Here is a 12,954-nt window from a genome sequence, read left to right as displayed (position 1 = left end):
ATTGGTTATAGATAAATCTGGCAAACTGACTTCAGTTTAATATCTGGGTCTCCGTCATGCGTTATTTTCCTTTGTTTTTCGATACCCAAAATATCCAGGTACTGGTGGTGGGTGCCGGTGAAGTCGCCGCAAGAAAAATAGAGCTGTTGCTTAAAACCGAGGCCACTATTTCAGTAGTGGCACCGGATGTCTCACCTACCGTGGCGCTGCTGGCCCAACAGGGCAAAATCACGCTGCATCAAAACCGCTTTGAGGTACAATATTTAGATGGCGCCCAGTTGGTATTTATTGCCACCAATGACGAAACGCTTAACGCCGGTATTCAGCAACAAGCCAAGGCCAGAAATATCATAGTGAATGTGGTGGATAACCCGCCATTATGCGATTTTATTACACCGTCGATCGTAGACCGAGGCAATATCACTATTGCCATGAGCAGTGGTGGTGTGGCGCCGGTGCTGTTGCGTTATTTACGCCAAAAGCTGGAGGCCATCATTCCGCAAAATATCCGCTATCTGGGTGACTTTGCAGAAAAGTTTCGTGAAACCGTAAAATCCAAACTGCCCACAGTGACCCAGCGTCGCTATTTTTGGGAATGGTTTTTCGACAGTGATGTGGCCGAAGGCGTGTTGCAAGGCAATCTGAGTGAAGCAGAAATGCCCTTTTTAGAAAAGCTGGAATCCGCTGGACAGGACGAGAGTTTTAGCCAGGGACAGGTTTATCTCATTGGTGCCGGTCCGGGTGACCCGGAACTACTGACTTTCAGAGCATTGCGCCTGATGCAAAAAGCCGACGTAGTAATTTTTGATCGCCTGGTATCCCCTCAGATCATGGATCTGGTGCGCCGCGACGCCGAAAAAATCTATGTGGGTAAAGAGAAAAGCAATCACACTATTCCTCAAGAGCAGATCAGTGCCATGTTGGTGGAAAAAGCCAAAGAAGGTCACCGTGTGGTGCGTTTAAAAGGCGGCGATCCCTTTATTTTCGGCCGTGGCGGTGAAGAACTGGAAACCCTGGTGGATGCCGGTGTGGATTTTCAGGTGGTACCAGGTATCACTGCAGCCAACGGCGCGGCCAGTTACGCGGGAATTCCCCTGACGCATCGCGATCACGCGCAATCGGTGGTGTTCGCTACCGGTCATTTAAAAGACAATACCATTAACCTGAATTGGTCCGGCCTGGCACAGCCCAATCAAACCATCGTGTTTTATATGGGACTTACCGGCCTGAGTGTCATTACCGAAAAACTCCAGGAACACGGCTTATCAGGCGATACGCCTATTGCTTTAGTGCAGCAAGCTACCCTGGAAAGCCAAAAAGTGGTTACCGGCACCCTTGCCAATATTTTAGACAATCCAGATGTAGCCACATTAAAGCCGCCAACTCTGATAATCGTAGGCACTGTTGTATCACTACAACAGCAATTTGACTGGTTTAATCCCGCAACAATTGCAGAAAAAAGCCTTTGAACCTTGCGTTAAGCCGGATTGAAAGAAATAATCTAGTCATTCCACTGATCCGGTTTAATAACAAGTATGTCTGCAGACGACCTGGAAAATTCGTTTAAAATTCTCAAGCAAACCGTGCCGCTGCTGATCAAGCACAAGATATCCGCTGAGCCAACCAACTATGCGATCTGGTACACCTATGCCAGCAACCAGTCGCCAGATCTCAATCAGGCGGTGGATTCTGCCATTGATAGTTACAACGCTATTTCCGAAGCCCGGGCTTTAGATATGTACCGCACACACGTTGCGGACAAACAGGAAGTCAGTGCCTGGCAACTGCGACGAAGCATTGATGCGATGATCACTGAGCTTAGTCAGACCGTTAAAGATACCCGCCACGAGACCAATGGATTTCGCGATGTCATGGACAAAAGTCTGGATGGCTTAAAAAAGGTGGAAAGCGAAGGCTTTTCCGTAGAAGAAACCATGTCAATGGTGCGCAACCTGGTCAAAGAAGGACAGAAGATCCGCAACAGTACGCTGACCTTCAGTGCCGCCATGGCAAATGCCGAAAAAGAGATCAGCGATTTAAAAGAAAAGCTGGAAGTCAGTAAAAAGGAAGCGCTGGTTGATGCCCTGACCGGGCTCAACAATCGGCGCTATTTTGATTCTGAGTTTGCAACTGCTGTAGCAAATGGCGAAGCCTCACTCATTTTGCTGGATGTGGACCATTTTAAAAAGTTTAATGACAGCCACGGTCATCAAATGGGTGATCTTGTGCTCAAAGCAGTGGCCAAAAAGTTGAAATCCAGTTGCCGGGATGGCGCTGAGGCTTATCGTTTCGGGGGCGAAGAGTTTGCTATTATTCTGCCTGTCAGCAATCAGGGACGCGCTTGCCACCTGGCCGAAACAATGCGCCGCACTATCGAGAAAATCCAGGTTAAACAGAAATCTACCGGTAAAGTAGTGGGCGATATCACCGCCTCTTTTGGGGTTGCCGTGTTTGCAGGAAGCGAATCTGCTGGTAATCTGATTGAAAAAGCGGATAAATTGCTCTACGAAGCTAAACGCCTGGGCCGCAACCGGGTTATGCCCATCAGTTAATATTCCGATTTAGAATGAAAGTCACAAAGGGAACTTGTCAATGCACATTGATGTCAACAGCCTGAGTAAGCGCTATAAAAACCTGACCGCAGTAGATGCGCTCAGTTTCAGGGTCAACAGTGGTGAAATTTTCGCGATTCTGGGCCCCAATGGCGCCGGAAAATCTTCCACCATTCGCATGTTAGTCGGTCTGACAAGCAAAGACAGCGGCGACATTGTTTTTCAACACCATGAGCAGTCTTTCACCCAGTTAGACAGCGACCAGTTTGGTTATCTGCCGGAAGAACGCGGTCTGTATCAGGACGTTTCAATACACAAAATTTTGCATTACGTGGCCGCGTTAAAAGGTATGCGCAAAGCCGATGCGGAGCAACAAATTCAGCACTGGTTGACGGAGTTTGAATTAGCTGACCGGCAAAAAGAACCGTTGAAATCTCTCTCCAAGGGCAATCAGCAAAAGATACAGTTATTAAGCAGTATCATCCACCGACCTGAACTGGTGATACTGGACGAGCCCTTTTCCGGACTGGACCCGGTCAATCAGGAAAAAGTGATTCAGTTTTTAAAAACCCTGCAACAACAAGGCACTACGGTATTGCTCAGCGCGCATCAGATGTCTCTGGTGGAAAAGCTGGCCGACAGGTTGCTGCTGATGGCAAACGGCAAATCGGTGTTGTACGGCAATATGGACAGCATTCGCACGGAATCGACACTGGGCAGTGAACTGCAACTGGAGCTGGCATCGGTGCCCGAAACAGCGCAACTGGATGCCATTCGACAAGGCTTTGATGATGTCTGCTCGGTAACCCTAAACAAAGCAAATAATCTGCACTTACAATTGGTATCCGGCTGCCAGATCCCCAATCTCCTGCAGCAACTAATGACCATGTTGCCGATTATTAATTTACAACTGCAACAACCGGGGCTACACGAAATTTATCTACATGCCCTCAGTGAAAACACCACAGGGAGTCAAAATCATGCATAAGGTTTGGATTGTGGCTCAATGGGAATTTCTGAAGAATCTCAAACTAAAACAAGAACTCATTGGTTATTTTATCATGCTGGCCATCTATGGCGCTCTGTTCGCAGTGCAATACTGGCAACAACAGACACAGCAGGAAAAAGTCATACTGGCTGTTAGTAGCGCAGTACAGGTGCAGCTCAGTGACCATTTTCAGTCTCACCAAATAGCAAATCAACCGGATAACGAGACTTATCAGGCTATCATGCAGGAACAGGGATACGACGGTATTTTATTGTTTGATACAGCATCAGGACAGTATCAGTTGCTGATCCCCAATGAGGTCAGTTGGCGCACTAAACTGGAAACAGAGCTGGAAGATTACGAGCGTCAGCAGTTGCTTCAGGCGATGAATATATCGGATGAAGAACTGCAACAATTACAGCAACCACTGAATATTGCCATAATCAACAATGCAGAACAGGATGTAGGACAAGACGCCCGTTTGCTTAGTACTGTGGTGGCCATTCTAACTGCACTTGCGGTTTTTAACAGTTTTGCTCTGAGCATGACTTCGGTTACGCAGGAGAAACAGCACCGGGTTACGGAACAACTTCTGACCTGTGTTAATTTTCAGCAATGGATAGACGGCAAAGCACTGGGTTTGTGTCTGTCCAGCATCAAGAGTTTGCTGTCGACCTTGCTGATTATGGGTTTAGTATACAGCGCCATTATGATATTTTCGCCACAACAGGAACTCGATCTGAGTCTGGCAGATTCGCCAGTTACACTGATGGTGTTGTTCTGTATTGCCGGTATCATTTTTTGGAATTACGTGTTTGTAGGATTCTCAGCCACCATTGACGATCCCAATCACTCCGGTAAAACCGGTCTGATGTTTTTACCCATGGTGCCGGTAATGTTGGTATTTATGGTGCTGGATGATCCCGCCGGTGAAGTAGCCACCATCTTATCCATGGTGCCCCTGACAGCCCTGTCTTTTATGCCTATGCGTCTGGCTTCGATGGCGGTGCCCGCGTGGCAAGTGATGCTATCACTGGGATTGATGATCGCGGGTATTTGGGCAGTACGTTTGTATGCCAGCCGGATTTTTCGCGCCAATATCACCCTGTTTGGCAAAGAGCCTACCTGGTACCAGATGTGGAAAAACATGCGAGATAAATCCTTATAACGCGCCACGGTGCATCTTTGCCGTTCTAAAATTTAACAACCAGAGACTGTTAATTGTGTTACGACAAAATCTCGGCTTTGCCCTCAATCTGATTGCACTTGGGTTATTTGTACCCGGTATTTTACTACCCATGTTCTCACTGGATATGGAGCTGTTAGCAAACCTGGGAAATTCAGCGTTAACCGCGTCGCTGGTTGATAAACAACTCTCGATTCTGGGTACGGTTGACGAACTTTGGCAGGATCAGCGTTTTCTGGTGGGCTTTTTGATTTTGTTTTTTTCAGTCATCATTCCTGTCCTGAAAACTTTTCTGGTAGCGATAGCGCGTTTTTGTCGTACTCCCGGTACACAACAGAAATTGTCGGCTCTGGTAAGTAATATCGGCAAGTGGTCCATGGCCGATGTTTTTGTGGTGGCAATTTTTCTGGCAGTACTTTCAACGGATCACAGCAGCACCAGCAGCCAGCAGGAAATCAACATGGGGTTGTTTAAAGTCAGTTTTGAACTGAGCTCGCAAACCCTGTCAAACGTTGGGCCAGGATTTTGGTATTTTACCGGCTACTGTATTGTGGCCCTGGCAGGCACCCTGATTTTCCAACACGGTGTAAGATCCCAGTCCCGTTAAATTGGCAGTTTTGCCAGTTGTGCTATCTTTAACAAAACAAACCTGCGGAAACATCGCCAGCCTAAACCATGGAAGCGCTGTCACTCACGGGATTTAAAACCCGTTCTACCATTTCGCTACTGACCGCTCTGGCAGTATTGCTGATGTCCTATGCCATACAGCAGCATTACATCGAGCTGCAAAAGCTTAAGGTCCTGCAAGCCAGTCTGGCAAAAGAATTGAGTGAGCGCGCCAAAACGCTGGAGCTTACTTTACAGGCTCTTATTTCCACCAGCCAGTTATCCCATCGCCGCAATTTGAAACACCACGCGGTTGAGCAGCTTTCCCGGATCACGGAAAACCGCAATTATTTTCGCCATCAGGCATTTAATCATGACACGTCCGACAATGAACGACTCACGGAGCCACTGTACCAGCAGTTAGAACAACTCATCACGGTTACCCGGGACGCGTTAAATGACGATACGACACCTGCCCAACATTTTATCAGTAGCGATGCCAATCGCGACATGTTGACGGCATTGCGCCAACTGGCTGATAACCTTTACCAGGAACAACAAAGCCACCAGGAACAACAACTCACCCGGCTACAACAAACACTTATTTTGTCTGTTACGCTTATCACAGTGGCATTGTTATTTGTAGTATTGCCGGTACTGCGGCGGGTTAAAAATGACAAAGCAGCTATAGAACGCCAACGCACTCAGATTGCCCGCATCAGACATACCTTTGATACCTTTACTGATCACTCACAAAACGGCGTGCTCAACTATGAAAAAGCCACCGGGAAGATCAACTTTGTCAACCAGAGCTTTGTTGAAATGCTGCAATATCAGCACAAATCGCAATTGCTGGGTGAACCGGTGGAATCGGTTTGTGTTGGTCACAATGCCACAAATCAAAACGAAATGTCAGGCAAAGTCCTGGCCCTGAATGGCACTGCAATTCCGGTATTTTTTGATCAGTTCAGCTCACATCGGATTGACGATGGTGCCGAGCTGATTTGGCTCAATATCACCGATTTGCGGTCTGTCATAGAAGTTGAACAACGCTCGCAAAACGCGCAAAAAATGGAGTCTATGGGCACCCTGGCCAGTGGTATCGCACACGATTTCAACAACATTCTGGCGATAATTCGCGGCAGCTCTGAGTTGTTAAAACTCAGCGTAGCTTTAAACGACAGTGCCCAAAAATGTGTCAATCATATTATTGAAGCTGGCGAAAGAGGCGCGAGTTTGGTACGCCAGATTTTACAGTTTTCCCGGGCAGACACCGAATACCTGAAAGTGATCGACATCGCACAACACATTAGTCAAACGTTAGAGTTGCTGGCCCCCGGGCTAAAAAAGAAATGCACGGTCAATTTCGCCTGCCACGCACAAGGTAATATCCTGGCTGATGAGTCCTCCGTCAGCCAGATACTGATCAACCTGGTGAAAAACGCCTCCCAGGCAGGTGCCACCAGCGTCGATTTAACACTGACCCGGGAAGGAGATGACTTTCTCTTAGCCATCACCGACAATGGCAGTGGCATCGCGGAGGAAGCAAAACACAAACTGTTCGAACCCTTTTTTAGCACCAAGAAGAAAACCGAAGGTACCGGACTGGGTTTATCGGTGGTACACGGTGTAATCCAAAAACTAGATGGCTCCATCAGTGTCCACAGTGAGCCGCAAAAAGGCACAACATTTGTGATCCGGTTGCCTGCCACACCGCTTCAGGCAGAGGAAAATATTCCAGAACCCAGTCCGCAGAAGCTGAGTGGCACTGAGCAGATATTACTGGTGGAAGATGAAGCCAGTTTGCGCAATATCTATAGCACCTACCTGACCATGAAGGGTTACAAGGTGACCGAAGCCTCCAACGGCCAGGAAGTACTGGCATTGTTCCAGCAAGCAAAACATCAATTTGACGTACTGGTAACAGACCACAATATGCCGGGCTTATTAGGCTCTGAACTGATATTAGCGATACGCCACCTCAGTAAAAAGCCCATCAGAACCATTATGGTTACCGGCGACATTGAAGACGCAGCCAAAGAACTCAAGAACCAGGGCATGATTGATGAAATACTCACCAAACCCATTGCCCTCAATAATTTAGATAGTGCTATAGAATCGCCTTCGAGTTCGGTGAATTCAGACTCCAATCTACAATAATTTTGAATGGTCAGTGTTTGTTACAGCCCGACGGACATTTCACATCGCGGCAGGTCATCAAGGCATCAACAAAATCAGCCCACAAATGAGTTAAATATTACACACCTGAAAAAAGCCGGCATAAAAGATAAACATTTCAATTTTATTACCGATAAAAGAAACAGCAACGCTTAAAAAAGAAACTATATGTAATATTTATGAACGTTTCTTAGCTCATTAAATGAACTAAGTGACAATGCTAAAAAATACTTCAACTACGAAACCAATGTCATTTAAGTGTTGTCGTTACATTTAATTACATCTGGGCAATAATGTGCCACAACACATTGATAAAATGGACTTTATTGCCGCGACAGGTGGCAAATTATGTCAGGTTATATAATCTTCGGTATATAATTTATTCCCGTCTCCCAGAGTTTTCACACAACTCAAAAAAGTAAAACTTTTGGCACACTTTCTGCCTAATGAAAATCATCTGAGTACTTCAGATAAAAATTTACCTTCTTTATTTATAGCTCTTTCAATATTTGTATATTTAAAACACGTTGGAGTGTAACAATGTTAGAACAGATTACGCGTGATAACACCATTATTGATATCACCAGCCGGGGTGAAAAAGAACAAATCAACGGTGGTTTATTTAAAACCACTTTAGGCTCGGTGGGTGCAGTGGTTGACAATGTCAGCAACGTCAATAACGATACGGCGACTATCGTCAAAAAAAGTGCGGACACACTGGATAAACTTCTGGACTCCTCTGCGTCTACATCAACTCCTGCTTCCGGAGAAGGACTTTTCTCTGACAATGACATTTCAGACCTGCAACGCCAGTTTGCCGGAGCGTTAAAAACCTCATTGCTTACATCAAGTGCAGCAAGCCAACAATCTAACAGTGAAGTTGCGAGCACTGACCAGGATGTTCCACAAAACCAGACGTCTGAAGCTGAACCCACCTCAATCATCGAAGGAATGATGAATGATGCAGAAAAAGCCTTTGATAGTTTCGTCAGTTTTTCTTTTGGGGCAGACGGAGCGGGTATTGAAGATGTCTTCGAAGCAGTTAACCCACTAAACCATATTCCAATTGTTTCTGATATTTACAAAGGAACAACTCCCACAGACATTAGTGCAGCTTCAGCAATTGCTGGTGGTTTCATTGCCGGAGGTCCAATGGGTGCAGCCTATGCAGCGATTGACACAGCAACTGAGTCAGTGACAGGAGACTCTATTACTGAAAATGCCTTCAATTTAGGGGCTGAGTTAGTTTCCAACATTAGTGCTTAAAAGTTACACCATTACATTGTGAGAACCGACATGATGAAGTTTCATCTGCTTTCGTCCTTTCCTCGCCAACCTTTTTTATGTGCGAAAACCAAGAGGCTTGCACTTTTCGCTGCTTTTATTCTGCTAACAGGTTGTCAAACTCTCAATTCATCAGAACAAGAAGTGGTTAAGAATTTACCAACAGATCCCCGAGTAAGTAATACTCCCCTTCCGCATCCCGAGCCTGAAAAAATAGCAAGGGGCAACATCGACTATGTCCCAATACGAAACAAAAATCCTCCTCAACTGGTTGCGCCAACAGGTTCGCTGTTTAATGAGAATGAATACTATGGACTGTTTCTACATAAAACCAATTACAAGATTGGCGACATGGTTCAGGTAGTCATTGAAGAAGAAACTAAAGCGACCAAAAACCAACAACTGAAGAAGGATAAAGCCAGTGAAATGTCTGTTGGTCCGCTGCAGGTTAGAGCCGGGGGGATAAACCTGGAGAGAGGACAAGTTAATGTGGATCATCAACAAGGCAGTTCTTTCGAAAGTTCAGCCAGTAGCGAACAATTTAATTCAGTAGAAGGTGTTATCAATGTTTTCGTTAAAGAGATCCTCAACAATGGGAATTTAATCGTTGCAGGAGAAAAGTGGTTAAAACTCAATGAAGGAGAGGAATTTGTCAGAGTCATTGGTGAAATACGCACAAAGGATATAACCGCACAGAACACCGTAAGCTCGACAAAACTGGGAAACCCAAAAATTGAGTTCAGCGGTGTGGGTGAACTACAAGAGAACCAAAGGGGTTCTGTAATTGACAAAATTCTTTCCGTTTTCAATTGAGTAGATCATGGATATAAAAACCATTTTGATAGTTATTTTAATGGGTTGGTGCAACCTGGCCTATTCGGAAAACTGGTTTTACGGCCAGGCAAGAATGTCAATTGATGGCGCTGATTTGGATGCCGTCCGTGAATTGACCATTAAAAATGCAATATCGGATGCGTCCTACAGAGCCGGAGCAACGATTTCTTCAGAAGAAATCGTCTTAGATGGGGTGTTGGTTGGTAGTAAAGTTATATTACAAACGCAAGGCTACCTGAGACGCGCAGAGGTTTTGAGTGAAGATATTAGCAACGGTGTTTTGACGGTAAATGTCAGAGCTGACATTCTCGTGGATGAGGGTTGCAGAAAAACCAAATACGGAAAAAGACTGCTCGTAAGTCAGTTCGTGTTGATGGATCCTAAACAAGCTGCATTAGGGCAGCTTTTTGATATTGGGACACATGTAACGAAAAGGATGCAGCTTCAATTAAACTCTCACATTGAACAGCTCAATGCTCATTTAATAAATCAATCTTTCGATCTAAATGACGCTAACTCCGGGTTCCAATGGCCAGAATTAGTCCGCAATTCTGAATACCTGGAAAGAGAATATGGGCATCAGTATGCACTTTTTGGCGTAATTCGTGATCTAAGTTTGTTTACCCAAACCAAAGACAAGATTTTTTCAAAACAAACCAAAACTCGTCGAAGCTTCACGATAAGAATTTACCTCCTGGATACCTTTAGTCAGAATATCATCCTTGAGCAATCCTATCATGCTGAAGCTGACTGGTCATTTTCCCTCAATGATCCAGTAGATTTACAAAGTAGCCTGTTTTGGCAGTCTGACTTTGGCATGGCGATCGCCAATACTTTGGGCAATGCTGCCATTGATATTGACGATGCAATTAAATGCTCCAAAAGTTATGCCCAAATTATTGCGCCTACTGATAGTGGATTCATCATAAATTTAGGTGCATCGCACGGAGTTCAGGTCGGCGATATATTAAATCTAAATAAAAGAGTTTCAGAATACTCTGGTCGAATATTAAGTAAACCCTATATTTCTCACCAGAAAGACAGTGAATTCAAAGTAATCAGTTTAAATTCAGAAACGTCCGTTATCTACCCGGTGAAAATTGGCGCATCACTCAGTGCAAGGGTATTCGATTTTATGAGCTCTGCAGAACAAAAACACTAATTTGATATACGGATAACGGACCACAATAGGCCTGGCTTATTGTGCTCTGAACGGAGAATAGCGATAGGCCACCTCAGGAAAGCCCATCAGGGCCATTATGGTTAACAGCAACATTGCAGGCGCAGCCAAATAACTCAAAAACCAGGACATGATTGATGAAACACTCACCAAACCCATTGCCCTCAAGAATTTAGATAGTGCCATTGAGGTATCTGAGCCGGATGCGTCAGGTATTAAATAATCCGATGATTTACATGTTACCGATAGCAGCGACCGGTTAACTGTCGCACCCCCCGTGTTTTTTCAGAATTTTGTCTGGTAATTCAGGCGACTCTAACGCCAGGGAGTCTAGTTGTTTCTTCACTTCGTGCAATGCAGATTTGGCCTTATCTTCTTGCGATCCGATGAGCAACGATATTTCTTCTAGAGATCTTCTGACATCCCCATACTTAGCACCAGCAAGTTTATGTTTTTCGGATTTTTGGCTAAATTTCAAAAAGGTTTGCAGACCCGCCAATATTGCAATAAACAAGCTAATAACACCCGATATGCTTTTTACCGTTTCTGCGCCCCATTCTTCTACGACCGATGACGGAACTAAGACTTCTGCGCTACCCACAGCGGCCGACATCGCAACAACCGTAGCCCCTAAATACAAGAATAATTTTTCATAGCTGTTGCCTGCATCATAATGGGCAGATTGGCTGGTCATTGCTCGATCCTGCCACTTCGTCTTCAGCTTACTTAACTCTGACTCATCCGTATTCATTTATCACCCTGATAGATTTTACTGTTAGTTAACGCCGCGAAACGAAGCACCCACCGCGAAATTAAATACTCGTAACACTGCCTGAATTACAGCATTGTTAGCTGAATGTATCCAGTAACAATTAAAGTCAGTGACAAATCAGCAATAAATCAGAAAATCGTCAGGAAATACAAGTTCAACGGCTGTACCTTCAGTTGCTCAGTACCATGTTTATTGGCGTATAAAAACCGAAGCACAGATAAAATCCAAAGAGGATTCAATGAAAAACAAATTTCTGATAATTAGCTGCACGTTATTGATTATGGCCAGCACCGTTAGCGCTGACAATAGTATCCGTATTAATGCAACCGCTGCTGCGGCATTACTGGATGGGAAATGTGGTAGTGACGAATGGGATGCTGCAACAAAACTGGATTTACCGGCTGGAGCCTCACTGCTTATGATGCAAGACAAAGATTATTTTTACCTGTGCGCCCGTGGTAAGCCAGAAGACTATACCGTTTTAGATGTATTTATAAAGCATCCTCAAACAAAGCAATTGCACAAATTTCACCTGTCTGCACAAATGGGAGAAGCGATATTTGTAGGCAACGACTGGCGTCCTTCGGCCACCTGGGATTTACAGGATTACGCCGGTTTTTGGGTTCCTTATTTCGGATTACAGGACCCTGAAAACCGAAAAGATCCCAAATTTGCCAAAGGTACACATAGACAAATTCAGATAGCGCGTAAAAAATTCGCAGGTAATCTTTGGACCATGATGATCGGCGTCAGCGCGATTATACAGGGAGATAAAAACGTCTCACTGTTTTTCCCGGAACAAGCCCAGGAAACAGATGTGAATAGTTGGGCATTGTTCTCTTTTTCAGACGAATAGAGAAAAACAGCGTCAGTTTGCCTGAAATGATAAGCCGCCGCTCTTGTCATGGACAATACGTCGCGGACTATCATTCACCTGATTGTCCAAAATAAAAAGCCTCTAAGATTTCTTCGAGGCTACATGGTATTGGGGAGCTAACCGATAAGCCGCCGCTCCTGTCATGGATAATCCGTCGTGGACAACCTTTCATCTGATTGTCCGAAATAAAAAGCCCTGAAAAGAAATCAGGGCTTTCTGAAGTTGGGGAGCTAACCGATAAGCCGCCGCTCTTGTTATGAATAATCCGTCGTGGACAATCATTCATCTGATTGTCCAAAATAAAAAGCCTCGAAGATTTCTTCGAGGCTACATGGTATTGGGGAGCTAACCGATAAGCCGCCGCTCTTGTCATGGATAATCCGTCGTGGACAATCATTCATCTGATTGTCCAAAATAAAAAGCCTCGAAGATTTCTTCGAGGCTACATGGTATTGGGGAGCTAACCGATAAGCCGCCGCTCTTGTCATGGATAATCC

Annotated in this window: 13 protein-coding genes; 10 read left to right on the top strand and 3 right to left on the bottom strand. The window is 45.1% G+C overall.

All coding sequences use genetic code 11. The features are described 5' to 3' along the window. Positions 1-56: 56 nt before the first annotated feature. The 9 genes from cysG (at position 57) to LJ740_RS05935 (ending at position 10,790) form a co-directional block, all read left to right on the top strand. Positions 57-1,469: a siroheme synthase CysG gene (gene cysG, locus LJ740_RS05975; RefSeq protein WP_229528165.1), complete on the top strand. Its 1,413-nt coding sequence runs from the start codon at positions 57-59 to the stop codon at positions 1,467-1,469. A 66-nt stretch (positions 1,470-1,535) separates the two neighbouring features. Continuing rightward, the gene (locus tag LJ740_RS05970) at positions 1,536-2,552 is read left to right on the top strand and encodes a GGDEF domain-containing protein (protein ID WP_229528164.1); all 1,017 of its coding nucleotides are present in this window, start codon (positions 1,536-1,538) and stop codon (positions 2,550-2,552) included. 40 nt (positions 2,553-2,592) lie between these two features. Further along, entirely contained in the window at positions 2,593-3,540 is a 948-nt protein-coding gene (locus LJ740_RS05965; RefSeq protein WP_229528163.1) for an ABC transporter ATP-binding protein, read from the top strand. Continuing rightward, complete coding sequence (locus tag LJ740_RS05960) at positions 3,533-4,708, top strand: ABC transporter permease (protein WP_229528162.1); 1,176 nt, start codon at positions 3,533-3,535, stop codon at positions 4,706-4,708. Before LJ740_RS05965 ends, LJ740_RS05960 begins: the two co-directional genes overlap by 8 nt. Positions 4,709-4,763: 55 nt before the next feature. Next, positions 4,764-5,333, top strand: a complete 570-nt coding sequence (locus LJ740_RS05955) for a paraquat-inducible protein A (RefSeq protein WP_229528161.1) — start codon at positions 4,764-4,766, stop codon at positions 5,331-5,333. Positions 5,334-5,401: 68 nt separating this feature from the next. Continuing rightward, complete coding sequence (locus LJ740_RS05950) at positions 5,402-7,492, top strand: hybrid sensor histidine kinase/response regulator (protein ID WP_229528160.1); 2,091 nt, start codon at positions 5,402-5,404, stop codon at positions 7,490-7,492. A gap of 558 nt (positions 7,493-8,050) precedes the next feature. Further along, on the top strand, positions 8,051-8,776 hold the full coding sequence (locus tag LJ740_RS05945) for a hypothetical protein (RefSeq protein WP_229528159.1): 726 nt from the start codon (positions 8,051-8,053) through the stop codon (positions 8,774-8,776). A gap of 30 nt (positions 8,777-8,806) precedes the next feature. Then, a complete protein-coding gene (locus LJ740_RS05940) occupies positions 8,807-9,607 on the top strand; it encodes a flagellar basal body L-ring protein FlgH (RefSeq protein ID WP_229528158.1) in 801 nt (266 codons plus the stop codon). 7 nt (positions 9,608-9,614) lie between these two features. After that, positions 9,615-10,790 (top strand): flagellar assembly protein T N-terminal domain-containing protein, encoded by a 1,176-nt coding sequence (locus tag LJ740_RS05935; protein WP_229528157.1) that lies wholly within the window; start codon positions 9,615-9,617, stop codon positions 10,788-10,790. Positions 10,791-10,826: 36 nt separating this feature from the next. On the opposite strand, the gene LJ740_RS05930 is transcribed toward LJ740_RS05935, so the two are convergent. Together LJ740_RS05930 and LJ740_RS05925 are read right to left on the bottom strand one after the other, a co-directional pair. Next, positions 10,827-10,994, bottom strand: coding sequence for a hypothetical protein (locus LJ740_RS05930; protein WP_229528156.1), 168 nt, complete (start codon positions 10,992-10,994; stop codon positions 10,827-10,829). Positions 10,995-11,067: 73 nt separating this feature from the next. Beyond that, entirely contained in the window at positions 11,068-11,559 is a 492-nt protein-coding gene (locus LJ740_RS05925) for an SLATT domain-containing protein (protein ID WP_229528155.1), read from the bottom strand. Between the two features lie 259 nt (positions 11,560-11,818). Between LJ740_RS05925 and LJ740_RS05920 the strand changes: the two genes are divergently transcribed. Next, entirely contained in the window at positions 11,819-12,436 is a 618-nt protein-coding gene (locus tag LJ740_RS05920; RefSeq protein WP_229528154.1) for a hypothetical protein, read from the top strand. A gap of 299 nt (positions 12,437-12,735) precedes the next feature. Here LJ740_RS05920 and LJ740_RS05915 read toward each other — a convergent pair. After that, a partial coding sequence (locus LJ740_RS05915) for a hypothetical protein (RefSeq protein ID WP_229528153.1) occupies positions 12,736-12,954 on the bottom strand: 219 nt, incomplete at its 5' end.

Origin of the sequence: Planctobacterium marinum, assembly GCF_020687805.1 — a bacterium.
Lineage (GTDB): Bacteria > Pseudomonadota > Gammaproteobacteria > Enterobacterales > Alteromonadaceae > Planctobacterium > Planctobacterium marinum.
This window is presented reverse-complemented; position numbering and strand designations above follow the sequence as displayed.

Excerpts from the sequence above, each read along its gene's own strand:
- cysG (WP_229528165.1), top strand. The coding sequence starts at position 57 with ATGCGTTATTTTCCTTTGTTTTTCGATACCCAAAATATCCAGGTACTG.
- LJ740_RS05970 (WP_229528164.1), top strand. The coding sequence starts at position 1,536 with ATGTCTGCAGACGACCTGGAAAATTCGTTTAAAATTCTCAAGCAAACC.
- LJ740_RS05965 (WP_229528163.1), top strand. The coding sequence starts at position 2,593 with ATGCACATTGATGTCAACAGCCTGAGTAAGCGCTATAAAAACCTGACC.
- LJ740_RS05960 (WP_229528162.1), top strand. The coding sequence starts at position 3,533 with ATGCATAAGGTTTGGATTGTGGCTCAATGGGAATTTCTGAAGAATCTC.
- LJ740_RS05950 (WP_229528160.1), top strand. The coding sequence starts at position 5,402 with ATGGAAGCGCTGTCACTCACGGGATTTAAAACCCGTTCTACCATTTCG.
- LJ740_RS05945 (WP_229528159.1), top strand. The coding sequence starts at position 8,051 with ATGTTAGAACAGATTACGCGTGATAACACCATTATTGATATCACCAGC.
- LJ740_RS05940 (WP_229528158.1), top strand. The coding sequence starts at position 8,807 with ATGATGAAGTTTCATCTGCTTTCGTCCTTTCCTCGCCAACCTTTTTTA.
- LJ740_RS05935 (WP_229528157.1), top strand. The coding sequence starts at position 9,615 with ATGGATATAAAAACCATTTTGATAGTTATTTTAATGGGTTGGTGCAAC.
- LJ740_RS05930 (WP_229528156.1), bottom strand. The coding sequence starts at position 10,994 with ATGGCACTATCTAAATTCTTGAGGGCAATGGGTTTGGTGAGTGTTTCA.
- LJ740_RS05925 (WP_229528155.1), bottom strand. The coding sequence starts at position 11,559 with ATGAATACGGATGAGTCAGAGTTAAGTAAGCTGAAGACGAAGTGGCAG.
- LJ740_RS05920 (WP_229528154.1), top strand. The coding sequence starts at position 11,819 with ATGAAAAACAAATTTCTGATAATTAGCTGCACGTTATTGATTATGGCC.